The sequence below is a fragment of the Leisingera daeponensis genome (genome assembly GCF_019801465.1).
GTDB lineage: Bacteria > Pseudomonadota > Alphaproteobacteria > Rhodobacterales > Rhodobacteraceae > Leisingera > Leisingera daeponensis_A.
Genome location: NZ_JAHVJA010000003.1, coordinates 99,461 through 123,568, shown reverse-complemented (window position 1 = coordinate 123,568; position 24,108 = coordinate 99,461). Strand labels below are relative to the sequence as shown.

The 24,108-nt window shown below is 65.2% G+C and carries 22 protein-coding genes; 4 read left to right on the top strand and 18 right to left on the bottom strand.

Going from position 1 to position 24,108, the window contains the following annotated elements:
- Positions 1-12: 12 nt before the first annotated feature.
- Both KUV26_RS08920 and zigA read right to left on the bottom strand, forming a co-directional pair.
- Positions 13-282 carry a DUF6525 family protein gene (locus KUV26_RS08920; RefSeq protein WP_222508090.1) on the bottom strand — a complete coding sequence of 90 codons (270 nt, stop codon included), beginning with the start codon at positions 280-282 and terminating at the stop codon, positions 13-15.
- Positions 275-1,477, bottom strand: coding sequence for a zinc metallochaperone GTPase ZigA (gene zigA / locus KUV26_RS08915; RefSeq protein ID WP_222508089.1), 1,203 nt, complete (start codon positions 1,475-1,477; stop codon positions 275-277). The genes KUV26_RS08920 and zigA overlap by 8 nt, the downstream gene beginning before the upstream one ends.
- A gap of 192 nt (positions 1,478-1,669) precedes the next feature.
- Here zigA and KUV26_RS08910 point away from each other — a divergent pair, with 192 nt between their 5' ends.
- Together KUV26_RS08910 and KUV26_RS08905 are read left to right on the top strand one after the other, a co-directional pair.
- Positions 1,670-2,290 (top strand): hypothetical protein, encoded by a 621-nt coding sequence (locus tag KUV26_RS08910; RefSeq protein WP_222508088.1) that lies wholly within the window; start codon positions 1,670-1,672, stop codon positions 2,288-2,290.
- Positions 2,291-2,333: 43 nt separating this feature from the next.
- The gene (locus KUV26_RS08905; protein WP_261399807.1) at positions 2,334-2,678 is read left to right on the top strand and encodes a hypothetical protein; all 345 of its coding nucleotides are present in this window, start codon (positions 2,334-2,336) and stop codon (positions 2,676-2,678) included.
- 15 nt (positions 2,679-2,693) lie between these two features.
- On the opposite strand, the gene KUV26_RS08900 is transcribed toward KUV26_RS08905, so the two are convergent.
- Together KUV26_RS08900 and KUV26_RS08895 are read right to left on the bottom strand one after the other, a co-directional pair.
- The gene (locus KUV26_RS08900; protein WP_222508087.1) at positions 2,694-5,891 is read right to left on the bottom strand and encodes a 2Fe-2S iron-sulfur cluster-binding protein; all 3,198 of its coding nucleotides are present in this window, start codon (positions 5,889-5,891) and stop codon (positions 2,694-2,696) included.
- A gap of 17 nt (positions 5,892-5,908) precedes the next feature.
- Positions 5,909-6,361 carry a MarR family winged helix-turn-helix transcriptional regulator gene (locus KUV26_RS08895; RefSeq protein ID WP_222504349.1) on the bottom strand — a complete coding sequence of 151 codons (453 nt, stop codon included), beginning with the start codon at positions 6,359-6,361 and terminating at the stop codon, positions 5,909-5,911.
- A 174-nt stretch (positions 6,362-6,535) separates the two neighbouring features.
- On the opposite strand from KUV26_RS08895, the gene KUV26_RS08890 reads away from it, so the two are divergent.
- Complete coding sequence (locus KUV26_RS08890) at positions 6,536-8,824, top strand: arginine/lysine/ornithine decarboxylase (protein ID WP_222508086.1); 2,289 nt, start codon at positions 6,536-6,538, stop codon at positions 8,822-8,824.
- 72 nt (positions 8,825-8,896) lie between these two features.
- Here KUV26_RS08890 and KUV26_RS08885 read toward each other — a convergent pair whose 3' ends face one another.
- Together KUV26_RS08885 and KUV26_RS08880 are read right to left on the bottom strand one after the other, a co-directional pair.
- The gene (locus tag KUV26_RS08885; RefSeq protein ID WP_222508085.1) at positions 8,897-11,281 is read right to left on the bottom strand and encodes a transketolase; all 2,385 of its coding nucleotides are present in this window, start codon (positions 11,279-11,281) and stop codon (positions 8,897-8,899) included.
- 10 nt (positions 11,282-11,291) lie between these two features.
- Positions 11,292-12,494 carry a methionine gamma-lyase gene (locus KUV26_RS08880; protein WP_222508084.1) on the bottom strand — a complete coding sequence of 401 codons (1,203 nt, stop codon included), beginning with the start codon at positions 12,492-12,494 and terminating at the stop codon, positions 11,292-11,294.
- A gap of 116 nt (positions 12,495-12,610) precedes the next feature.
- Here KUV26_RS08880 and KUV26_RS08875 point away from each other — a divergent pair, with 116 nt between their 5' ends.
- A complete protein-coding gene (locus tag KUV26_RS08875; protein WP_222508083.1) occupies positions 12,611-13,069 on the top strand; it encodes an Lrp/AsnC family transcriptional regulator in 459 nt (152 codons plus the stop codon).
- Between the two features lie 21 nt (positions 13,070-13,090).
- Here the strand turns inward: KUV26_RS08875 and KUV26_RS08870 are convergent, their stop codons facing one another.
- The 12 genes from KUV26_RS08870 to KUV26_RS08815 form a co-directional block, all read right to left on the bottom strand.
- Entirely contained in the window at positions 13,091-13,573 is a 483-nt protein-coding gene (locus tag KUV26_RS08870) for a prepilin peptidase (protein ID WP_222504354.1), read from the bottom strand.
- On the bottom strand, positions 13,570-14,166 hold the full coding sequence (locus KUV26_RS08865; RefSeq protein ID WP_222508082.1) for a helix-turn-helix transcriptional regulator: 597 nt from the start codon (positions 14,164-14,166) through the stop codon (positions 13,570-13,572). Before KUV26_RS08865 ends, KUV26_RS08870 begins: the two co-directional genes overlap by 4 nt.
- A 494-nt stretch (positions 14,167-14,660) precedes the next feature.
- Positions 14,661-15,662, bottom strand: coding sequence for a type II secretion system F family protein (locus tag KUV26_RS08860; protein WP_222508081.1), 1,002 nt, complete (start codon positions 15,660-15,662; stop codon positions 14,661-14,663).
- 15 nt (positions 15,663-15,677) lie between these two features.
- Positions 15,678-16,670 carry a type II secretion system F family protein gene (locus KUV26_RS08855; RefSeq protein WP_222508080.1) on the bottom strand — a complete coding sequence of 331 codons (993 nt, stop codon included), beginning with the start codon at positions 16,668-16,670 and terminating at the stop codon, positions 15,678-15,680.
- Positions 16,670-18,064 (bottom strand): CpaF family protein, encoded by a 1,395-nt coding sequence (locus KUV26_RS08850; protein WP_261399806.1) that lies wholly within the window; start codon positions 18,062-18,064, stop codon positions 16,670-16,672. Before KUV26_RS08850 ends, KUV26_RS08855 begins: the two co-directional genes overlap by 1 nt.
- Before the next feature lies 1 nt (position 18,065).
- On the bottom strand, positions 18,066-19,292 hold the full coding sequence (locus KUV26_RS08845) for a CpaE family protein (RefSeq protein WP_222508078.1): 1,227 nt from the start codon (positions 19,290-19,292) through the stop codon (positions 18,066-18,068).
- 23 nt (positions 19,293-19,315) lie between these two features.
- A complete protein-coding gene (locus KUV26_RS08840; RefSeq protein WP_222504360.1) occupies positions 19,316-19,960 on the bottom strand; it encodes a TadE/TadG family type IV pilus assembly protein in 645 nt (214 codons plus the stop codon).
- The gene (locus KUV26_RS08835) at positions 19,957-20,460 is read right to left on the bottom strand and encodes a TadE/TadG family type IV pilus assembly protein (RefSeq protein WP_222508077.1); all 504 of its coding nucleotides are present in this window, start codon (positions 20,458-20,460) and stop codon (positions 19,957-19,959) included. The genes KUV26_RS08840 and KUV26_RS08835 overlap by 4 nt, the downstream gene beginning before the upstream one ends.
- 5 nt (positions 20,461-20,465) lie before the next feature.
- Positions 20,466-21,911, bottom strand: coding sequence for a TadE/TadG family type IV pilus assembly protein (locus KUV26_RS08830; RefSeq protein WP_261399805.1), 1,446 nt, complete (start codon positions 21,909-21,911; stop codon positions 20,466-20,468).
- 42 nt (positions 21,912-21,953) lie between these two features.
- Positions 21,954-22,763: a Flp pilus assembly protein CpaB gene (cpaB, locus tag KUV26_RS08825; RefSeq protein WP_261399804.1), complete on the bottom strand. Its 810-nt coding sequence runs from the start codon at positions 22,761-22,763 to the stop codon at positions 21,954-21,956.
- A 193-nt stretch (positions 22,764-22,956) separates the two neighbouring features.
- Positions 22,957-23,136: a Flp family type IVb pilin gene (locus tag KUV26_RS08820; RefSeq protein WP_222508074.1), complete on the bottom strand. Its 180-nt coding sequence runs from the start codon at positions 23,134-23,136 to the stop codon at positions 22,957-22,959.
- Positions 23,137-23,355: 219 nt separating this feature from the next.
- On the bottom strand, positions 23,356-24,051 hold the full coding sequence (locus tag KUV26_RS08815) for a GntR family transcriptional regulator (RefSeq protein WP_222504365.1): 696 nt from the start codon (positions 24,049-24,051) through the stop codon (positions 23,356-23,358).
- Between the last annotated feature and the right edge of the window lie 57 nt (positions 24,052-24,108).

Genomic DNA, 24,108 nt, shown 5'->3' with positions numbered 1-24,108 from the left:
CGGCCCTCGCGGTCAGTCCCGGACCGCCCAGACGCGGGCGTCCCGTTCCAGCATCGCCTGTTCGGCGGCATCCAGCCGGGCGGCCGCGGCAGCTGGATCGCGGCTGCCGCCCGCCTTGATCCAGATCCTGAGCGCCGAGGCCGGGCTCCAGGGCAGGCAGGCCGCGGCTAGCCACTGCCGCAGCCCCGGCGGCAGCGCGTCATAGGCCTGCATCGGATCCCCTGCCCTGCGCCGCCGTTTCAGGCGGGAGTTCAGGTTGCGGCGCGGCCGGCGGTCAGCCATTGCGGCGCCAGCTTGGGAAGGGGTCCTCCAGGGAGGCCCAGGCCGGATCGAATCCATTTGCCGTTTCCGGCATCAGGCAGGCATCCAGGCGCGCGGTGGTGGCTTCCTTGTCGAGGCCTGCACCGATGAACACCAGCTCCTGGCGCCGGTCGCCCCAGGTCTCGTCCCAATTCTGCAAGAATTCGCGCCGGGCCTCGGGGTGCGTGGGCCAGCGTTCCGTTGGCACCGCCGCCCACCACAGGCCCAGCGGACGGACCGAGGAGATGGCGCCGGCCAGCGAGAACTCGGCGGCCCATTCCGGGCGGGTGGCCAGCCAGAAATGGCCCTTGGCGCGGATCACGCCGGGCAGGTCGCCATTCAGCAGCGCATGGATCCTGGCAGGATCAAAGGGGCGTTTGGCACGGTAGACAAAGGAGGAGATGCCGTATTCTTCGGTTTCCGGCACGTGGTGCTCGAAACCATAAAGCTCCTTGGCCCACAGCGGGTGCTCATGCGCCCTATCGAAATCGAAGCGGCCGGTGTCGAAGATGCGGTTTCCTTCAACTTCGGAGAAGTCGGTCTGGATCACTTCCGCATCCGGGTTCAGCGCCTTGATCACCGCCATCGCGGCTTCGGTCTGCGCCGGGCCTGCATCCGTCACCTTGTTCAGAATGATTACGTTGGAGAACTCGATCTGGTCGGTCAGCAGGTTGACCAGGGTGCGGTCATCCTCCTCGCCCAGGCTTTCGCCGCGGTCGCTGAGGAAATCATGGCTGGAGAAGTCCTTCAGCAGGTTCACCGCATCGACCACCGTAACCATCGTGTCAAGGCGGGCCACGTCCGAGAGGCTCTGCCCTTCGGCATCGCGGAAATCGAAGGTCGCAGCCACCGGCAGCGGCTCGGCAATGCCCGTGCTTTCGATCAGCAGGTAGTCGAACCGCCCTTCCGCCGCGAGGCGGCGCACCTCCTGCAGCAAGTCGTCGCGCAGCGTGCAGCAAATGCAGCCATTGGTCATTTCCACCAGTTTCTCGTCCTGCCGCGAAAGCTCGGTTTCACCGCGCACCAGGTCAGCGTCGATGTTCACCTCGCTCATGTCGTTGACAATCACTGCAACCCGGCGCCCCTCGCGGTTGTTCAGAACGTGGTTCAAAAGCGTGGTCTTGCCCGCCCCGAGGAAGCCCGAGAGCACGGTTACCGGCAGCCTGCTGTCTGTCATGCGCGAATCCTTTATGTTATATCATAACATCCCTAACAGCAGAGATAGCAGCCTGTTCCGCAGCCCGCAACCCTGGAGGCAGCAGAGTGTGGACGCGCAAAGGGTTTTCTGCCGCCCGGATGCCGAAATCCGGCATTCAGGCGCCGTGTTTTGCCGCCAGTCTGGGAGCCAAGCCAAAAGGGGGAGGTCAGGATGAGCCAACTGCCGAATTTGCTGGTCATCATCCCGGATGAGCACCGCAAGAATGCGATGGGCCGCGCGGGCCATCCCATCGTGAAGACCCCGAACCTGGATGCACTGGTGGCGCGCGCCACAGCTGAGGACGCAGGCCTGCCCGGTGTCCCGCTGCGCGCGATTGCCAAAGCATCCTACAAGGAGAGCCGAACCGGCTTCAGCGAATACCAGGATGGAGGGTCGAAAACCGGCGCCTTCATGGTCCGGTGGGGCATGTGGAAATACCTCCATTACGCCGGGCTGCGGCCGCAGTTGTTCGATCTGGCAGGGGATCCTCATGAGCAGGCGGACCGGGCAGCGGACGGGGAGAATGACCGGGAGGCCAAGGCTGCGCTGGCTGAGGGCGAGCGGCGTCTGCGGGCGATTTGCGATCCCGAAGAGGTAAACGCCCGCGCCTTTGCCGATCAGCGCTGCAGGATCGAGGAATTGGGCGGCGAGGAGGCCTGCCGCACAACTTACGTGTTCAACCGCACGCCAGCGCCGTCGGAACAGGACAAGTTGCGTGAAGGTCCGGCGCTCCGACCCTTGCCGCGCGGAATGCCCCTGCCTAGGGTCGCAGGCGGGAGGGCCGCACCATGACATTGGAAGAGGCAATCGCAACCCGGCCGGTGTGGCTGCAGGTATGGGTCAATATCCTGTTTCTGGGGCCTTTGTGCTGCCGCTGGCGCTGCTGATCTGGAAGCCCAGCCGGATCGCGGGACTGGTGACGGCGGCAGCCAGCATCTTGGCAGCGGGAGGGGTCTACTGGATCTACGGGCAGCTTGGCTATGTGCGCCTGCTCGGGCTGCCGCATATCCTTTTCTGGACACCGCTGGTTTTCTGGCTGCGGCACCAGCAGGCGCGCCCGGATATGCCAGTCTGGCCGCGGCGGATCATTCTGACGGTGTGCACGGTAATCGTGGTCTCACTGGCATTCGATTACGCGGATGCGGTGCGCTACCTGCTCGGCGAGCGGCAGCCGTTCTGAGCTGCTGCCTGCCGCTTAGAGATCGATTTCCAGCACCCCGTCCGGTTCCAGTGCCCGGGACTGGCAAAGAATGATCGCGCCCTCGCGCTGTTTGTTCGAAAGCACGAAGTCGCGGTGCTCGGCGTTGCCGGAGATCAGCCCGCATTTGCAGACGCCGCAAATGCCGTCAGCGCATTTCACATCCACATGGATGCCGCTGTCCGCCAGCGCCTCGGTGGCGGTTTTCTGGGGCGGCACCAGAATCTCGCGTCCCGATTTTGCCAGCTTCAGGGTGAAGGGGTGGTTTTCGTATTCGGGCTGTTCGGGAACCGAGAAGTATTCCATATGACGGGCCCCTTCCGGGAAGCCATTGGCTTCTGCGGCCTCAAGCACGGCCTGCATGTATGCCTCCGGTCCGCAGGTGTAAACATGGCTGCCCGGCGCGTATTGCAGCACTTCGTCCAGGTCCGCGCGGGAGCCCTGGTCCGAAAAATGCAGATGCACTTTATCTGCCCAGGGAACGTTCCGAAGGTCCTCCAGGAACCCTGCGCTTGCCTTTTTCGAACAAGAATAGCGGAACTCGAATTCCCGGCCCAGCGCATGCAGGCGGTGGGCCATGGCGATCATCGGCGTCACTCCGATGCCGCCGCCCATCAGGTAGGACCTGGCTGCGTCCTCGGCCAGCGGGAAGTGGTTGATGGGCTTGGAGATGAACACCATCCGCCCTTCCTCGAAGATCCGGTGCAGCAGCCTGGAGCCGCCGCGGCCCGCCTCCTCGCGCAGCACCGCGATCTGGTATTTCGTGCGGTTCGCCGGATCGCCCGACAGCGAGTACTGGCGGAAGAATTCCGGCGCCACCACCACGTCGATATGGGCGCCAGCTGTTGCCGGGGGCAGCAGGGCGCCGTCAGGCAAGGAGAATTCATACTTGGTGACGGCGTCCGTCATATGCTCGGCCTTCGACAGCCGCACCCGCATCACCGGCGCTTCGCCCTGATCGGCGGTATAAACATGTTCCGGCGGCTGGCCTGCGGCGCGGCGGCGTTTGTGTTCCGCTGCGGTGATCATGGCCTGATAGGCCCCGATCCCGGCCTCGCGGTCCATCGGCGCAGGCCAGGCGTAGGGCGGCGGCGCCAGCGGCGCGGGGTAGACCGCCAGGGTTTGATCCTCGAACTTCAGGTCCAGATCCTTAGAGAGCCTGCGGGCGTTGACCGGGTGCTTTGACGGCAGATACGCGCCATCGTCCTCCATCTCCAGATCCCACCACCATTTCTTGACCGCGTTCACCTCGCCGTTGCCCAGCGCATCGTCGAGCTTCGCCAGCAGCGGCGCGCTGCCGGGAACGTTCATCGCGGCCCAGTGGAACGGCGCCTCGGCAAACAGCCCTTCGAGGTTCCAGGGGCAGGTCTTCATGCAGCGCCCGCACATCGCGCCGCCCGGCACGGTAACCCGGTAGGTGGTGCATTTCTGGCTGTCGGATTTCCAGATCTCGTAGCCGTTGAACATCAGCTTAGGCCCGGCGGTAATGGCGCCCGAGGGGCATTCGCGGGCGCATTTGTTGCAGGCCTCGCAAAACCGCTGCAACCCGAAGTCGACCGGCTTGTCATGGGTCATCGGCAGATTGGTGGTGACCGCACCGGATTTCAGGCGGGGGCCCAGGAAGGGATTGAGGATCACCTCGCCGATGCGGGAGACCTCGCCGAGACCCGATAAGAGCAGCAGAGGCGGCTGCAGCACTTCGCCGTCCATCACCGAATGCACCCGCGCGGTATAGCCCAGGTTGCGGATCTGCTGCGCGATCACCCCGCCCAGGAGCGAAAACCGCAGATAGGCGCGCATCGATTGGGCACAGGCGATCCAGTCGTCGCCGGAGGCGCCTTCCATCGTCTCGTGGCCCTGATCGATGATCATGCTGATGGCGTTTTCGTGATATGGCGCCAGGCGTTCGCCCGCGGCGTCATGGGAGTAATAAGCCCAGTCCGGGCAGCGCGAGATGCCGACCGCATCGCAGCCGAGGAAATAGGCTGCGGCCTTGATGTTGGCGGCATTGCGGGCGGCGTCCGCGGCGCTGGGGTCGATCTGCGGCGCGGCTTCGCCGTCCTGCAGCAGCACGAAGGCCGCCAGGGAGGAGCGGAAGGCAAAGGCGGCAGAGGATTTGCGGACGTAGTTGCCGTTCCTGGCCGCCTCCTGCGGGCCTTTGCCGAGGTCTCCGAACAGGGCGCGCGCGAACATGTCAGCGCGTTTCGGCACCCGCGCGACGTTCGCCTCGTCGATGTAAGTCGTTGGATCCTTCACCCGTTTCAGGGTCTCGAACGGGTGCGGACCGTCCCTGAACCGGCGTTTGGCGTAAGGGTCGCGGCTGGCGGCGCTTTTGGCGTGGGTGCCGAGGCCCAGCCGGTATTTCAGGCCCGGCGCCTGCCCCGGGACCAGCGGCAGATCGGCGGCTAGTTCCAGCGTGGTGGTGACCGCGGCGATGCCGAAGCGGCTGCCGAGGTACGGGTTGGTCAGCACGCCGTCCTCATAGGCGGCAAGGCCTGCCTGCACGACCAGCTTGCCCAGGTGAACGTCACTGGCCGCGCCAGTGTGGGCGCGCGCCTCCCACCCGAGCAGGCGGATGTAGTTGGCCAGCGTCACCGCGGTTTCCGCTGCGCGCAGGCAGGCGCGCTGCTCTTGCGCGTCCATCAGCCAATCGGTGCCGTCTTCCCCTGCTTCGGGGTCGCGAGGGAATTCGTAGATATAGACCAGTGCGTGGCTGTGGTGGCGGCAGTCCGCGGGCGGGGCCTGCATTGCCTCGCGCAGGTTCGCCATCACCACGTCAATGCCGGAGGCAAAAGTCTTGGTCTGCTTGCTGCGCAATGCTTCGGCCAGAGCGGCCACATCCGGGTTCACCAGCGGCGTGTCCAGCCAGGCCGAGGGAGGCACTGCGCAAGCGCCTGCCAGCGAGGCATCGCAGAAATAGCCGAAGGCCTTCAGATGATCGGTGCGCTCCTGCGGGCTGGCGGGAATGTCCGCACGCTCCCGTTTCACCAGCCCTTCGCGGGTGGCGTCCAGCATCGCCTGATAGTCGCGCATCGCATTGACGATGGAAAGCGGCGCATCCGGGCGGCGGAAGCCGGCTTGCCCCTGCGGCGGCAGCGCGTCCTGGCCGGCCGGCATCTTCTGCCGCGCCAGGGTTTCCATCGGGTACGGCCCCAGATGCACAGGACGGTTGCGGTAGGAAAACAGTTTGCCCATGTTTGATCCCCGGTGAGTTACAGCTTGGCGACGATGCGCGGCTCGTCCTGCAGCAGCTTGGCAGCGGCCTGGCGCAATTGTGCCAGCTCGCTCTCTGACAGCTTGGCCTCGAAATGGGCGGCGTTTTCCTGCGCGATAGGCAGCACCGCCTGCAGCGCCGCCTGCCCCGGCCCGGTCAGCGCCACCCGGATCGACCGGCCGTCCCCCGGGCCGCTGCTGCGGGTGACGAGGCCGCCCGCCTCCATCTGCCGCAAGGCGCGGGAGGTGGCAGTGCGGTCGATGCCGATGAAATCCGCAATCTCGGAGGGCGTTGCCAGTCCCTCCTCCCCCGCCGCCAGCAGCACACACCAGGTCACACGGGTCAGGCCGTATTCGGCGATGCGCTGTTCGAAACGGCGTTCGATCACACGCGCCAGCATGGTGATCTGATAGCCAAGGGAAGTGTGAAGATGAAAGCTGTGCTGAGTCATGGTAATTGACAATGTCAACTATTTGAACGGCAAAGGCCAGCGGAATCTTTACATCCCCTCTTGGCGGCGTGCACGGATGGGCGTAACGCGATCTGCGCCCTGCCGCGGGCGTTGCATCAACGCGGTCAGCCTGTATCTTCGGGAACAGAGCTGGAGAGCCGCTAGGAGATTGGCATGAAGTTCCGCTTCCCCATTGTGATCATTGACGAAGATTTCCGCTCCGAGAACTCCTCGGGCTCCGGCATCCGCGCTCTGGCCCAGGCCATCGAGGACGAGGGATTCGAAGTGCAGGGCGTCACCGGCTATGGCGACCTGTCGCAATACGCGCAGCAGCAGTCCCGCGCCAGCGCCTTTGTACTGTCGATCGACGACGAGGAGTTCACCCCCGGTCCGGATCTGGACCCGGCTGTTCTGGCCCTGCGCACCTTCATCGAGGAAGTGCGCTGGAAGAACGCCGATGTGCCGATCTACATCTACGGCGAGACCAAGACCAGCCGCCATCTGCCCAATGACATCCTGCGCGAGCTGCACGGCTTCATCCACATGTTCGAGGACACGCCGGAATTCGTGGCCCGGCACATCATCCGCGAGGCGAAGGGCTATCTCGAGAGCATTCAGCCGCCATTCTTCAAGAAGCTCTTGGATTATGCCGAGGACGGCTCCTACTCCTGGCACTGTCCGGGGCATTCCGGCGGCGTTGCGTTTCTGAAAAGCCCCGTCGGGCAGATGTACCACCAGTTCTATGGCGAAAACATGCTGCGGGCGGATGTCTGCAACGCGGTTGAGGAACTGGGGCAGCTTTTGGACCACAATGGCGCCATCGGGGCCTCGGAACGCAATGCGGCGCGGATTTTCAACGCCGACCATTGTTTCTTTGTCACCAACGGCACCTCGACCTCCAACAAGATGGTCTGGCACCACACGGTGGCGCCGGGCGACGTGGTGGTGGTAGACCGCAACTGCCACAAGTCGATCCTGCATTCGATCATCATGACCGGCGCCATCCCGGTGTTCCTGAAACCGACCCGCAACCACTGGGGCATCATCGGCCCGATCCAGCATTCCGAGTTCGAGATCGACAGCATCAAGGCCAAGATCCGTGCCAACCCGCTCCTGAAGGACGTGGATGCCGATGCGGTGAAGCCGCGGATCATGACGCTGACGCAGTCGACCTATGACGGGGTGCTGTACAACACCGAGGTGATCAAGGGCCAGCTGGACGGCTATGCCGAGAACCTGCATTTTGACGAGGCTTGGCTTCCGCATGCGGCCTTCCACCCGTTCTATGGCAGCTACCACGCGATGGGCCGCAAGCGCGGGCGCACCAAGCATTCGGTGACCTATGCCACCCAGTCGATCCACAAGCTGCTGGCGGGCATCAGCCAGGCCAGCCACGTGCTGGTGCAGGACAGCGAGGAGACCAAGCTGGACCGGCATCTGTTCAACGAAGCCTATCTCATGCACACCTCCACCAGCCCGCAGTATTCGATCATCGCCAGCTGCGATGTGGCGGCGGCGATGATGGAGCCGCCAGGCGGCACCGCACTGGTCGAGGAAAGCATCATGGAGGCGCTGGATTTCCGCCGCGCCATGCGCAAGGTCGATGAAGAATACGGCTCAGACGACTGGTGGTTCCAGGTCTGGGGGCCGGAGGATCTGGCCGAAGAGGGCATCGGCAGCACCCGGGATTGGGTCCTGAAGAAGACCGATGCCGACGGTGTGGAAGCGGGCGGTGAGGACAGCTGGCACGGCTTCGGCGACATGGCGCCGGGCTTCAACATGCTGGACCCGATCAAGGCCACCATCATCACCCCTGGCCTCAATCTGGACGGCCGGTTTGAGGACTGGGGCATCCCGGCCTCAATCGTGACCAAATACCTGGCGGAGCACGGCGTGGTGGTGGAAAAGACCGGGCTCTATTCCTTCTTCATCATGTTCACCATCGGCATCACCAAGGGCCGCTGGAATTCCCTGCTGAGCGCGCTGCAGCAGTTCAAGGACGACTTTGCACGCAACTTGGCCGTGCCGCGCGCGATGCCGGAGTTCTGCGCCAGCCAGCCGCGGTACGAGCAGATGGGCCTGCGCGACCTGTGCGAGCATGTGCACGCGCTTTATGCCCGCAACAACGTAGCGCGGCTGTCGACCGAGATGTACCTGAGCGACCTGACCCCGGCGATGAAGCCGAGCGATGCCTTCAGCCATATCGCCCGGCGCACCACCCAGCGGGTGCCGATCGACGAACTGGAGGGGCGCATCACCACCAGCCTGGTGACCCCCTACCCGCCTGGCATTCCGCTGCTGATCCCCGGCGAGGTGTTCAACAAGAAGATCGTGGAATACCTGAAGTTCAACCGCGCCTTCGGGCGGGAATGCCCGGGGTTCGAGACCGACATTCATGGGCTGGTGCAGGAAACCGGTCCCGACGGGCTGACCCATTACTTCGCCGACTGCGTGGCGGAATAACGCAAGAGGCAGCCGCGTTTTGGCGCGGCTGCCTCTGCATTCGATCCTGACCGCGATGGGCCTGCCGGGTCATCACCCGGCCGGCACAGCGTTACTGACCCGTTTGCCGGCGGTCAGCCCGTTCACCTTGGCCACGATTGCGGCAGCGTCCAGCCCGTGGTGGCGGTAGAGGTCGCCGATAGTTCCGGTCTGTCCGAAATGCTCCACCCCCAAGGGCACGGTCTGGTGGCCCGCCACCCCGCCCAGCCAGGCGAGCGTCGCCGGGTGGCCGTCGATCACGGTGATGACCTTGCAATGGGGCGGCAGGCCGCCCATCAGTGTTTCGATATGGGATTGCGCGGCGGCGTTGCCGCGCGAACGAGCCCGCTGCGCAGCGGACCAGCCCGCGTTCAGCCGGTCGGCGGAGGTCACCGCCAGCACGCCCACGTCGCGGCGGCTTTCGCCGATGATGCCCGCGGCCTTGATCGCCTCCGGCGCCACCGCGCCCTGGTAAGCGATCACCACATCGCAATTCGGCCCCGGCTTGCGCAGCCAGTATCCGCCGTCGATGGAGCCTTGGCGGAAATCCTCATCGGCGCGCTTGCCAGGCTGCTCCATCGGGCTGGTGGTCAGGCGCAGGTAGACCGAACCGCCGGTCTCATCCCGGAGCCAGGTGCGCTCATCCGGGTCGCCCTCGCCGTCGCGCTGCAGGTAGTTGAAGGCCCATTCCATGATTACCGCCAGCTCGTCGGCGAAGGCCGGCTCAAACGCCGCCAGCCCGTCCTGCGACATCCCGATGAGCGGCGTGCCGATGGACTGGTGCGCGCCACCTTCTGGTGCCAGCGTTACACCCGACGGGGTGCCGACGATCATGAACCGCGCGTCCTGGTAGCAGGCATAGTTCAGCGCATCGAGACCGCGGCAGACAAAGGGATCGTAGACTGTTCCGATGGGGATCAGCCGCTTGCCGAACAGAGAATGCGACAGGCCTGCGGCGCCCAGGAGCAGGAACAGGTTCATCTCCGCGATGCCCAGTTCCAGGTGCTGGCCTTCGGGAGCGAAGTTCCATTTCGCCGTTGACGGGATACGGTGCTCGATAAAGGCATCCTGCTGCACCTCGCGGGCAAACAGCTTGCGCCGGTTGACCCAAGGCCCCAGTCCGGTGGTGCCGGTCACATCGGGCGAAGTGGTCAGGATCCGCGCCGCTAGTTCGCTGCTGCCCTTGGACAGATCGTCGAGGATCTTGCCGAACGCCATCTGGGTCGAGATTTCGCGGGAGGTGTCTATTGCGATAGCAGGCACCGGCAGCGGCGCGTCGAAATGGCGGCGCGGGCCTTCGGCAAAGAACGGCACCTGACGCAGGAAGCCCTGCAGCGCGGCGGGGTCGGAGACGGTGGCGAAGGGGTCCCACTCCTCTCCTGCGGCGACGCCCATATGGGCCTGCCACTCCGTCATCTGCGACTTGGTCATCAGCCCGCCGTGATTGTCCTTGTGGCCGGCAATCGGCGTGCCCCAGCCCTTGACCGTGTAGGCCAGGAAGCAGACCGGGCGGTCGTGGGTGACGGCGGCGAACGCATCCGCCATCGTCTCCACGCAGTTGCCGCCGAGGTTTTCCATCAGCTCGGCCAGCTCATCATCGCTGCGCTTCTCAATCAGCGCACTGACCTCGCCCTGGTCGCCGAGGTCGTCCATCAGGCGCTGCCGCCAGACCGCGCCGCCCATGTAGGTAAGCGCGGAGTACTCCTGGTTGGGGCAGGCGTCGATCCAGGCACGCAAGGCTTCGCCGCCCGGCTCCTCGAACGCGGCCCGCTGCAGGGCGCCGTATTTCACCCGCACCACGTCCCAGCCGAAGGCGCCGAAGATCTTTTCGATCCGCTCGAACAGCCCCTCCCGGACGATCCCGTCCAGCGACTGTCGGTTGTAGTCGATGATCCACCAGCAATTGCGCAGATCGTTCTTCCAGCCTTCCTGCAGCACCTCGTAGATGTTGCCCTCGTCCAGCTCGGCATCACCTGCCAGCGCCACCATGCGGCCGGTGCGGGCGTCCTGGCCCCAGTCCTTGGCGGTGATGAAATCCTGCACCAGCGAGGCCAGCGCGGTGATCCCGACGCCAAGGCCGACAGAGCCGGTGGAGAAATCCACGTCATCCACGTCCTTGGTGCGGCTGGGGTAGCTCTGCACCCCGCCGAAACCGCGGAAGTTCTCCATCTTCTCGCGCGTCTGGTTGCCCATCAGGTACTGCATCGCATGGAAGACGGGCGAGGCATGCGGTTTCACCGCCACCCGGTCGCCCGGCTTCAGCGCCGAGAAGTACAGCGCCGTCATGATCGACACCATAGACGCCGAAGACGCCTGATGCCCCCCGATCTTGATCCCGTCCGCCTTGGGGCGGATGTGGTTCGCGTTGTGGATCATCCAATGCGACAGCCACAGCAGCCGCTGTTCGATGGTCTTGAGATGTGTCAGATCGGGGCGCATGGCTCTCTCCTTATTCGGCGGCGTGCTGAACGGGGGCGGGCAAGGCCTGTTCCAGGTCGGCCAGGATGTCGGCCACGTCCTCCAGCCCCACCGACAACCGGATCAGCCCGTCGCTGATGCCGTGCTCGGCGCGCTCTTCCGGAGTATAGGTCGAATGGGTCATCGAGGCAGGGTGCTGGATCAGGGTTTCGGCATCACCCAGCGACACCGCGCGCTGGATCATCTGAAGCCCGTTCATGAAGGCGATACCGCCCTGCAGGCCGCCTTCGACCTCAAACGCGATCATGGCGCCCGGCTGCGCCATCTGGCGCTTGGCGACATCGGCCTGGGCAAAGCTGTCGTGACCCGGGAAGGAAACCGACTTCACTGCCGGGTGGGCGGCCAAGTAATCCGCCACGGTCACGGCGGAGGCGCAGTGGCGGTCCATCCGCAGCGCCAGGGTCTTGAGGCCGCGCAGGATCAGCATGGCGTTGAAGGGCGCCATCACCGCGCCGGTCATGTCCTTCATGCCGACCAGGCGGATTTCACCGATCTGCTCGGCGGTGCCCACGACCAGGCCCGCCACCACATCGCCGTGGCCGCCCAGGTATTTGGTGGCCGAATGAACCACGATATCAGCGCCCAGCTCGATCGGGCGGGTCAGATAGGGGGTGGCATAGGTGTTGTCGACCACCACCTGCGCGCCCGCGGCATGGGCGATTTCAGAAGCCGCAGCAATGTCGACCAGCCGCATGTTCGGGTTGGCCGGGGTTTCGAAATAGACCACGCGGGTCTTTTCCGAGACAGCCGCGCGCAGGTTCTCCATGTCGGTCATGTCGACATGGGTGATGGTAACGCCCCACTTCGCCAGACCGTGGCGCATGTAGGCGAAAGTGCAGCCGTAAAGCGTCTTGTCCACGATCACCTCGTCACCGGGGCTGAGCAGCGTCCACAGAACCGCGGTGATGGCGCCCATGCCGCTGCTGAGCGCAAGGCCCGCCTCAGCGCCTTCCAGCGTGGCGATGCGCTGCTCCAGCAGGTCGCAGGTCGGGTTGGAAATCCGGCTGTAGATATGCCCCTGACGCTCGCCTGCGAACATCTCGCCGCCGGCCTCTGCGGTCTCGAAGGTGAAGGTCGATGTCAGGTGCAGCGGCGGCGTCAGCGCGCCTTCGTTCTCTTGCGGGTCATAGGCGTGGTGGATGGCACGTGTGGCAAAGCCGCCGGAGGTTTTCATGGGATGCTCCTGTTTGTTGTTACAGGCATCATCCGATTGTTTTATCAGCAATGGATTGCGAATTATTCTGATCCGACTATCAATATTGGCAGATTCTGCCAATTAGGGGATTTTAAATGGACAGTAAGGACCGCCAAATCATCCGTGCCCTGCAATGCGACGGGCGGATGACCAACCAAGATCTGGCAGAGGCGGTGAACCTGTCCCCCTCCCCTTGCCTGCGGCGGGTGCGCAATCTGGAAGCGCAGGGCGTGATCCAGGGTTACAGCGCGGTGGTGGACGCCAAATCCTACGGCCTGCCGATCACCGTCTTTGTCCGCATCAAGCTGGAGCGGCACGGCGAGGCGGACGTGAAGAATTTCGAGCGCAAGATGCAGCTGATCGACGAAGTGCTGGAGTGCCACGTGCTGACCGGCGCGATGGATTACCAGTTGCGGGTGCTGGTGCCGGATCTGGAAGCCTATGAGGAGTTCATCCGCAACCGGATCCACCCTGTCGGCGGCATTGCCTCTATCGACACCAGTTTTGTCTACGGAACGGTCAAGCGGACGGCGGTGTTTCCCGCCGCCCGCTGAGTTTTCAGCCGCCGTGCAGAATCAGGCGCTGACGGCCAGCGCAACCAGCAGCAGCATCAGCGCCAGGGAAATTGCCGCCCCCATCGGCATTCTCCCCGGCGTCTGAAGCGAGGCCCAATGCCGCCAGCCGGCGGCGGCCTCCGTCCGGCCCAGCAGCGTCAAGGCTATGGGCACGGTGAGCATTGCGGCGCTGAAGCACCATCCGAATGCCGCCAGCGCGGAGGACGGCACGAACAGCATTGCCAGAGCCATCATCTTGACGTCGCCGCCCGCCAGCACACGCGCGCAAAACAGCGCAAAGCACAGCGCGAAGACGATGCCTGCCGACAGCAGGCGCAGCCCGGATTCCGCCAGCGGCAGCAGCGGCGCGGTCAGCACAAAGGCTGCCGCCAGCGCCAGCATCGTCCTGTTGGACAGCCGCAAGTGCCGCAGGTCGCCCAGCCCGGCATAGATCAGCACCGGGCCGGCCGCAGCCAGCGGCAGCAGCTGAGCGGCACCCGTCACGCGGCAGAACTCCGCCGCGGCGTTTGGCCGGCAAAGGTGTCAACCGAGACCAGCTGATAGACCAGCTCGCTCATGTTGCTGGTCTGCGTCTTGGCGTAGATGTTACGCAGATGGGTGCGCATGGTCGACTTTGAGATCCCCAGATCCGACTGCACCCGCTTGGCCGGCTGGCCCTTGCTGAGCAGCACGCAGACCCGGTATTCAGCGCGGCTCAGCTGCGCCGGGTTTTCCATGCTCAGCAGATGCGCCTGCACCCCGTCCTTGCGGGCGGCACGCTGCTCCCGCAGGCAGGCCTCGGCGTACAGGCCCGGAGACCGGTTGGTCCAGGTCCGCACGAGAGTGCCGGAGATGATGTTCAGAAGCGCCTGCTGCACCGCCCCGGGCCTGGCGGAAAAATGCAGCTCCAGAAAATCTGTGTGCTGCTTTCCGGAAGACAGCGGGATCACCGCCAGTTCCACCAGTTTGCGGGCGCTATGGAACCGGTCCAGTGCCGGATCCGCCTCCTCGCCGCTCATGGACTTGTACCAGATTGCCCCCGGCTTGGCCTTGTCCAGATAGCTGCCAAGCACCGAGCGGGCAAAGGACCGCTCCAATGGCGGGCCGTTTCCGCTGCCCGCAGACCTGTCAAAGATAACTGTTCCTGAAGCCCGGCCCTGGCTGGCCGGTATCCTGCAAATTGCAGCTGCTTCCCCCTTAATGGCCGCCGCCAGTCCGCTCAACGCGTCCCTGAAAGGCGCACAGCCGTGCAAACACTCACACCAGCGCGCAATTGGCGCAATCATTCCGGCCTCAGCGGCCCGAATGGTGTGGGTGTCAAAAAGCGCATTGGTCCCCATAACGCGCGTCCCCCCACAGCAGTATTAACTTTTAACATAGCGCTTTTAGCAACTTAACAAGCGCCCGTACCAATCAACTCCCTATTGCGTCCCCTCATGCTGGCCGGCTCATTCAATTACGTCAAGAATTTGGCGAAAATTACGGGCAGCCACGCAAATTTACAATCTTAAGGAGATTTTTTCAGTGTTCCGGCGCTTTTTCACCGAACCAATTGCAGGCAATTTCGGCAATTGTCCAAACCGGTTTCGAATCAGCTTGCAATAAAGCGGATATAGCGGATTACCACCGGACCGATGGTTATCATGATCAATGCGGGCAGCATCAGGGAGGCCAGAACCGCCGACATTTTCACCGGCAGCTTACTGGCCATTTCCTGCGCCCGCATTTCCCTCTGGCTGCGCAAATCCTCGGAATAAGTCGCCAGCGCAGAGGCCATGCTGGTGCCGAACTGCATCGACTGCAGGGCAACATTGGCAAAGGAGCGGACGGTCTCCACCCCGGTGCGGCCGGCCATGTCCAGCAGTGCGTCGCCGCGCGCGCGCCCGGCCTGGATCTGCCGCTGCACGCTGAGCAGCTCAAAGGCCAGGTCCGGCGAGGCCTGCGCCAGCTCATTGCCGACACGGGTCATCGCGGCGTCAAAGCCCAGCCCGGAATCCACCGAAATCCGCATCAGGTCCAGAGCGTTGGGAAAAGCATCCTCGATCCGGCGGCGGCGGGCCGCGGCGCGGGCGTTCAGCACATAGACCGGACCGAAATAGCCGCTCCCCACCAACCCGCTCAGCGCCTGAAACACCTGCAGGTTTGTCCAGCCTGCCACTTGCGCGGTGAGCGGGTTGGGCGGCAGCAGGCCCGGTGTCTTGGCAGCGGCGATCACCAGCAGCAGCAGCCCCGGCACCGCCAGCCCCAGGAAAACCCGGATCAGCGTGAAGGTCCTGAGCGCCCCGGCCTGCGAAAACCCGGCCTGTGACAGCTTGTTCTCCAATTCCGACCGTTCCGTCAGACTGGCAGGCACAAAGGCCTTCAGCAGCCTGCCGGGCCGGGCGGCGGGCGCCTTGAGCAGCGCCAGGTCGCCGGACTGCCGCCGCCGGGCCTCCCCCAGCACCGACAGCCGCGCTGCGGCGGGCGATTTCCGCGCCAGGGCGGCAGCGGCACCGAAATACAGCAGCAGCACGGCCGCAGCGGCAGCCGCAGCGGCCAATGCGCTGGGGGGCAGCCCGGTCCGGGTCAGAAAACCTGTTACGATCTGTTCCATGGCGAACCTCCCCGGTCAGATCCTGAAATTGACAAGTTTGCGCAGCGTCAGCGCATTCAGCACCGTCAGCAAAATGATCGCGCCGATCATCGGGCGGAACAGCGGATCATCGGCGACACCGGCGTAGTAGCTGGGCGTCAGCACCGAGACGGCGCCAAAAATCACCAGCGGCAGGGCCGACAGCAGCCAGGCGGTCAGCCGCCCCTCGGAGGCCAGCGCATGCACCTTGCGGCGCAGCACAATCCGGTTGCGGATGACCCGTGCCAGGGTCTCCAGCATCACTGACAGGTCGCTGCCGGTGCCATGCTGGATGCTGATGCTGGCGGCCAGATACTGCGCGTCCTCCAGGCCGGCCCTGTCCGCGAACTCCTGCACCGCATCCGGCAAATCGTCGCCATAGGTCACCTGATCGTAGATGATGCCAAGCTCGGTTCCGGCCGGATCGGGCATCTCACGCGCGGCAATCCCGATGGAGTTGTTCAGCGGGTGGCCCACCTTCAGGCCGCGCGCCAGCATGTCCAGCGCATCCGGCAACTGGTGCACCAGCTTGTCCATCTGCTTGCGCTGGCGGTCAAGCAGCAGAGCAAAGGGCAGGCCGAAACCGCACAGGACACCAATCATGGCGGCCTGCAGCACTCCGGCAAAACCCGCTGCGGCGATTGCGGTCAGAACTGCCAGCGCGGCGCAGCCGGCCCAGAACACGCCCGGGCTCAGCGGCACATCCGCCCGGCGCAGAATCTGCGGCAGCGCCCCCGCCACGGGAACGCGCTGCCAGCCGGTGCGGCGCGGCGGCGGCTTCAGGATGGCGAGCCGCTCACTGCCGCTGCGCCCCTGTGCAATCATCCGCATCCGGCGGCTGCGGAATGCGGCTGAGCGGCTCTTGCGGCTGGTCATCTGCCGCAGGCCGGACAGCAGCAGCAGCACCCCCACCGCGATGCCGCAGTACACCGCGTACCCGCCCAACTGGCCGTTCCAGCCTTGCAGCTCTTTCACGAGATCATTCAGCATCAGCTCTCCTCCGGCAGGAACAGGGCCGGGTCCATGGCCACCCCCGCTGCTGCCAGCAGCGCAGCGCATTGCGGCCGGATCCCGGTGGGTATGAATTCACCGGCAATGCCGCCGTCCTCGGTCTTGCCCATCCGGCGGAACACGAAAATATCCTGCATGGTGATGACCTCCCCCTCCAGGCCGGTGAGTTCCGAGATGCTCATCACCCGCCGCTGGCCATCCGACAGGCGGGCCAGCTGCACGATGATCTGCAGCCCGGAGGCGATCTGCGCCCGGATCGCCGCCAGCGGCAGTTCCATCCCCATCATCGACACCATCTGCTCGATCCGGCCCAGCGCATCGCGGGCGGAATTGGCGTGAACAGTGGTCATCGAGCCGTCATGGCCGGTGTTCATCGCCTGCAGCATGTCAAAGGTCTCCGCCCCGCGCACCTCGCCGACGATGATCCGGTCCGGGCGCATCCGCAGCGCGTTGCGCACCAGGTCGCGCTGGCTGACGGCACCGGTGCCGGAGGGGTTGGGCGGCCGCGTTTCCAGCCGCACCACATGCGCCTGCTGCAATTGCAGCTCCGCCGCATCCTCGATGGTGACAATCCGCGAGCGCGGGTCGATTCCTGCAGAAATCGCGTTCAGCATCGTGGTCTTGCCGGAGCCGGTGCCCCCTGAGATCAGAATATTCGCCCGCGCTTCGACCAGCGCCTGCAGAAAAGCCGCGGCGCGCCCGTTCAGCGCATTGCCCGCCACCAGCTTCTCCATCGTCAGCGGGTCGCGGGCGAACTTGCGGATCGACAGCGACGGGCCGTCGATGGCGCAGGGCCGGATGATCGCGTTGACCCGGCTGCCGTCCTCCAGCCGCGCATCCACCCAGGGGTTGCTTTCATCCACCCGGCGGCCGACGCGCGAAACCACCTTGTCGATGATCCGCAGCAGGTGCTTTTCATCCCGGAAACGCACGCCGGTCTGTTCCAGCACGCCGCTGCGTTCGACGAAGACGGTCTTGTGACCATTGACCAGAATGTCGTTGATGCCGGGATCGGCCAGCAGGGGCTCCAGCGGCCCCAGCCCCAGAACCTCATCGATCAGCTCATCCACCAGGCGGCGGAATTCATCGGCGCGCAGCGGGTTGTTCTCCTCAGCCAGCACGTCGCTGACCAGCGCCGCCACTTCGCGGCGCAGTTCCTCCGGCTCGACCTTGTCGATCACCGACAGGTTCAGCCGGTCGATCACCGCCTCATGCATCCGGCTTTTCAGCTCCAGAAACGCGGTCAGCTTGAGGCTCTCTTCATTGGCTTCCGTCTCTGCTGCGGCAGCCTCGCCGCCGGCCTCGGGCCACAGCGGCACAACCGTCTCCCCAGCGCCTGCAGTTTCCGTTCGCTTGCCGAAGTTCCTGAACATCTCAAACCGCCTTTCCGTGCTGGGACTGCGCCGCATGGGCGCGGGCATTTCGTGTTTCGATCAGATCCTGGGACAGGCGCCGGACCGCCTTGGCCAAGGCGGAACGCCCGGCTGCCACCGAAAGCGGCACCCCCCGGTCTGCCGCCGCTGCCGCCGCCGACGGGTCGTTGGGCAGCCAGTACTTGAACGGTTTCTGCAGCAGCCTGGCAGCCTCCTTGTGGTGGCTGGCGGCCAGCAGCGGTTTGCGCTCGCGGCTGATCACGATCTCGGCCTGCAGGCTCATGCTGGTCTCGGCGTAAAAGTCGAGCAGCCGCCGTGCCTGGCAGATTGCAGGCACCGAACTGCCAGTCACCATCAGCAGCCGTTCACTGGCCTCCAGCACCGGCGTCAGCCATTCGGCCAGAGCCCGCGGCAGGCCGATCACCACGAAGTCGAACTGCAGGCGCAAATGCGCAATCAGCGCCTGTACCTGCTCCGGTTTCAGCGCATGCAGCGGCGCGATCTCGGCCGGCGAGGCCAGCACCCACAGGCCGGGCGCCGCCTCGCTCAGCGACTGTTCCGCAAAAACGCTGTCAGGCACAAACCCTTCGCTGGCCAGTTCATAGAGGCATCGGTTCGGCGGCAGATCGAGGAAGCTGGCGACGGTTCCGAACTGGATGTCAAGGTCCAGCAGGGCGACCCGGAACTCCGCCTCCTGCCGCCGCAGGCCGCGGCGCCGGGTCAGGCAGTCGGCCAGGTTCACCGCCAGCGTCGTCGCCCCGGCCCCGCCGCAGGACTGGCTGACCGCAACCACCATCCCCTCGCGGCTGCTGCGGGCGCCAGCGGCGGGCTGCGGCTCCTCATGATTCAGGCAGGCGCGGATCGCCGCGGACAGTTCATCAGCCGACGCGCTGTCGGGCAGCACCTCCCGCACCCCGGCCTCTGTCAGCAGCCGCAGATCGGCTAGCGGCATGCTTGCATCCGCCAGCGCCAGAATCCGCGCCGCGCCGCCGGTGTGGCGCAGGATTTCCCGCACCGCGGCCGCGTCGCGCCCGGGCTCCCCGTCCGCCCGGAAGATGATCAGGTCGTTTTCTTCCGCCAGCTGCAACGCCGTGCCGTTGATTTCACCCAGTGCAGAGGCGCATTTCCGCACTCCGGTGCCGGGCTGGAACTGGGCCACGCTGGCAACCAGCGCACTGACCGCCGGGTCCTTGGAGATTACCACGATGGTTTGTGTCTCAGCCTGCATCGGCCTCTCCTTTCTCTATCGCTTCAGCCGCTCTGCCCCAGCGCCAGGTCCTCGCCCGGCAGTGAAACGCTCATCGCCGGAAACGGCACCGAGGCGCCCAGGCCTGAGCCCCCCGCGGCCCCGGCCAGCGCCGCCAACCGCCCCAGCGGCGACACGAATTCAAACGTCTGGTTCTGCAGTTCCACCGTGACCACGGGAACGTAAGGTCCGCCCAGAAAGCCAAGACTGCCGTCGTAGCTGTAGCTGAACGAAAGCGCTGCGATGGTGGCATCGGGCGGCATCGCTCCGCGCACCAGAGCCCAGATTTCATTAGCCGTTGCATTGGCAGCGGAGCCGGCGCAGGTCACGGTGCCCGCATTCAGGCAGATATCCGGCCCGGCCCGGCAGGACGTGCCGAAATTGGGCAGCGTGCCGCTGGCAGAAGGATCGCGCCGGTGGATTTCCGGCACCCCGGCGCAGGCCGGCGGCCGCACTGCCGCCACCCGCGCCGCCACGTTCATCGCGCGCTCCGCCACGACATAGTGAAAGGCCATGCGGCCGAAATCGATGATGCCCATGAACAGCAGCAGGAACAGCGGGATCGCAACGCCCAGTTCTACCAGCGCGGCCCCGTCCTGCTCCCGGCGGAACCGGCGCAGCGCCGCATATGCCCGACCCGGCCCGGTCATGTGCCGAACACCCGGCTTTGATCGGTGATGACGGTATTGATGGTGTTCAGGCTGCCGCCGTTCAGCGCGAAGACCCCGGTAAACGGGAAGGTCATGGTCAGATTGGCCCGCACCTCCACCACCGGCGCCGGCGAGATCCGGTAGCTGCCCGCCTGGCAGGTCAGGCTTGGGGTGACGGACGTCACCGCAAGGCCGGCCGGGAACAGCGCATCGCCTGAAATGCTTTCGCGCACGATGTCCAGCAGCTGCGGCTGATGCGCCGCCACAGAGCCGCCCGAAGAACAGATGTCCTGCGGCGCCACCCGCGCCAGATAGCGCGCCGCGTCGCGCACGCCGGAGACCGCCGCCTGATAGGACCACATCATCCGCCCGCCTTCGATGATCACCGCAAAAACCAGCAGCATCAGCGGCAGCATCAAAGCAAATTCCACCAGCACCGCGCCCTCTTCTCCTTTGCGAAAGGCGGCCCAGCCAGCTGCGGTATGTTTTGCATCCCCCATCCCGCTCACCTGTACAGCTGCACGACGTCGCGGAAGATGCCCGCATCGCCAGTGCCCCCGGCGCCGCCGCCGGCGCTGCCGACAACCTCGCCCCAGATATCCACGGTCGGCGGCGAGGCGCCGTCATCTCCCACCGGTTCGGTCAGGAAGAGCTTCACGAACTCCTCGACCGGCACATCCGTGGTCGAGCCGCTGATCGGATTGGCCGTACAGTCAATGCCGGCAGCGATCACCACCCGGCGCTGCGGGTCGGCGCTCTGGTTCGGCGAGCAGACCGGGCGACCTGTCTCCGACAGGCCCGACAGAATGCTGCCATTGCCGCCCGGTCCGCCTGCCGCGTTGATTTCCTCCAGATAGTATTCGTAGCGGGTGCTGGCGCCGGGATGCGGGTCGGTGCCGCCATAGTTGGTATCAACATAGGCGGCCCGCCCTGCAGCCCAGTTGCCGTCGCCATAGCGGCTGCAGCCACCGCTGCCGAAGCAGTCGTCGCGGGGCAGTCCCACGGTATCCGGTGACACTTCCTCATTGCTGCCGATGCAGCTGCCGCCGCCGTTGGGCACGACGCCCTTGATGACATTGGGCGCGGGCGGGTAGTCGGGATTGTTGCGCTTGCCGTTCATGATCGCCTTGTAGATGTCAAAGCGCACGTTGAAGATGGCGTCGCGGATGCCGACCTTCTGGCCCGGTTCGATATCGACGCCGCGCTGGCTGAAGCACTGGGTGATGCTGCCCTCGGCCCCCAGCAGGCAGGCATCCAGCTGCGCGCCGTTCAATCCGGCGCAGGGGCCATCATCATCGACCAGCACCTTGGCCGGATCAAGAAACCCGAAATCCCCCGGCCCCCAGGCGGACCCGTTGCCGCCGGAGCGCAGCAGGATCATCTCGCCGATGCTGGCATCCGCGGAAAACCCCGGCGGAATGCAGAACATCAGCGGGGTGATGTCGCAGGCGTACTGGGTAAAACCCGCCACTGAAGACGCCCGCGCCTGCTCATTCGGACGGGTTGTGCCGGTCAGCGCGGCAAAGGCAGCGCCATAGTAGGCGCCAACCGTGCTCGGCGCGGCCTCGGCGCGGACAAAGACCGCCTCCGCCGGATCACCAGTGACAGCGGTCAGGACGGCGGTGTCATCCTCCGGCAGTTCGGAATAAAAGGTGAGCGTGTAATCGGTATCGCCGCTGAGCAGGCTGCCGCCGGTGCCGAAGGTCTTACGGTCGCTGATCAGATTGGCGGCCGCGGCACGGGCACGGGTGATGGCGTCGTCCTTGCCGTCCAGCTCGCCGGCGGCGGCCAGCGCCACATTGTCGGTAAACGCCTGAAGCTCGCTGCGGGTGATGCCGGTGCGGCCCAGGTCAAAGGACATCGCGGCAATCCCCAGGAGCACCACGAAGGTCAGACCCCAGGTCACCAGCATGGTGCCGCTGTCGCCTCGTGCGAACTGTCTGATGTGCATGTTCAGGCGCATATCTGGCAAGGCTCCCCGGGGCAGCTGCACTCAGCGGATTTCGGTTTCGGACACTTCGGTGCCGCGGCGGATCAGGACGGTCTTGCGCACCCGCTGCGGGGCGTCCTCCTGCTGCGGCCGCAGATTGCGCAGCACGTCGTTCAGGCTGATCGAGTCCAGCGGCACCTCGTCTTCGGGCGTGTCCACGTTGCGCAAGGTCAGGCTCAGCGTGCCGGCCCGCTGCGCCAGCGCCAGGCGCTGGCCTTCTTCCGGTGTCACTTCCACCGTCACGGTGCGGGCCACCCCCGGCGTGTCGGTTTCCTGGTTGGCATCCTGGTCCACCCCGATCACGCGGGCGTTCTGCAGGATGGTGACCGTTTTCAGGCTGGCTTCGCGGCCTTGGGTCAGCAGGACATCAACGCTGTCGCCGGGGGTCACAAAGCCGCCCACCGCAGTTTCTGCGCTGACCTTGATGGCCATCGCCCGGTGATCCGGGCTGAGCGTCTGAACGATCGTCACCTTCTCGCCGAAATTGGAAATCTTCGAATCGCGGATCAGCTCCCCCTGCGCAATCGCCCGGCGGGCGCGGCGCGGCGGCTTGCCGGGTTCCGGCAGCAGCACGGCAAAGCTGTTGAAAGTGCCCGCGGGCTGCGCTTCGGCAGGCCAGGCAATGGTGGTCAGGGACTGCGCTGTCAGCGCCGTGCCGAAGGCGATGTCCTGCGAGGCCACCACAACCTCCACCAGCGCCCCTTCCTGACCGGCGGTCACAGTCCGGCCGTCAATGTAGTCCTTGGCGACATAGGCAGAGCCGCCGGCCAGAGCCAGTCCGGAAATCATGCTGAGAAGTGATGAAATATTCATGCCAAACATCCTTTCGTCGCTGGCGTGCGCAGCAGAAGGACGGGCCCGGCTGTTCGATGACTGAAGAGTCCGCAGGCTTCTGCTTCCTGCCGTGCTTGCTGCCGCTGTGGTCTGGTGCGGCTGTCAGGCGGCACAGGCCCCGCTCCCCCTTGGCAAAACCTGTGCCGCAGGCCTTCACTTGGCCTAGCAAAAATCAGTTTGGCATCGCTGCGCCCGCCACACCCATAGCGGTTGTGATGTCCCCGCTAAGAGCTGTGAGCGCAGCTGTGCCAACACCCACAGCCAAGGCAATGGCAATGCCGTATTCCACCAGTGTCACACCGCGCTCATCACGGCGCAGCTTGGACAGCATCGTTTTCAGATATGCAGTCATGTCAGTCTCCCATCAGATAAACGCCGGAACACCGGCGGGTCATGCGGCCGCGGCACCGACTGGCACCGGCCTGCATTGACTCTAGCGGGCGGCAAAGGCGCGGCGCATCAGCCTGAAAGGTCAGAAACACACGTCAGGGATGTAATTATTCCCGCGGCTGCTCCAGCGCGGTCCGCATCCGGGAAGCAAACGGCGGCAGGGGCTTGGGGAGCGCTTGCCTTACTTGGCGTTCGGCGTGCTGCGCGGTGCCATCAGCTGTTCCCTCAGGCTCATCGGGGCGGCGGGCGGCTCATCGAAGTTCAGCCCGGCCTCCAGATGGCGCAGGTGCTCGTCTGCCAGCCGGACCAGTTCATCCGTGGCGCCTGCCGCCAGCGCATCGACGATCCGGTCGTGCTCATCCTCTGCGCAGGAGGAGCTGCCGGTGGGCGAGTACAGCCCCAGGATCAGCGTGCTGCGCATGGTCAGTTCCGACAGGAACCGCTCCAGCACCAGATTGCCTGCAATCTGCGCAATCCGCATGTGGAACTGGCGCGAGGCGCGAAGCTCCGCCGGTTTGTCGCCCGCTTTGCGCGCCTCGGCTTCCTCCAGGATGTTGTCCCGCAGAAAGGCAATATCCTCTGCCGAGGCCTGCCCGGAAGCATGGCGCGCGATGGTGCGCTCGATTGCACGGCGGGCCTGGAAGATGTCACGCGCCTCCTTCGGCGAAGGCGTCATCACAAAGGCGCCGCGGTTCGGCCGCAGCTCCACCACCTGCTGCGCCGCCAGTGAGGCCAGCGCCCGGCGCACATTGGCGCGGTTGCAGGAAAACAGATCGCTCAGCGCCTGCTCGCCCAGCTTGGTGCCCGCGGGCAGCCGCTGTTCGGCAATTGCGTCGAGAATCGCATTCACGATCTGATCTTCGGGAGAATCCTTCATGGAGCCTCGAAAAAGTTTTCCTGCACCGCCGCAACTTAAGGGCCGCCCGGGCGCTTG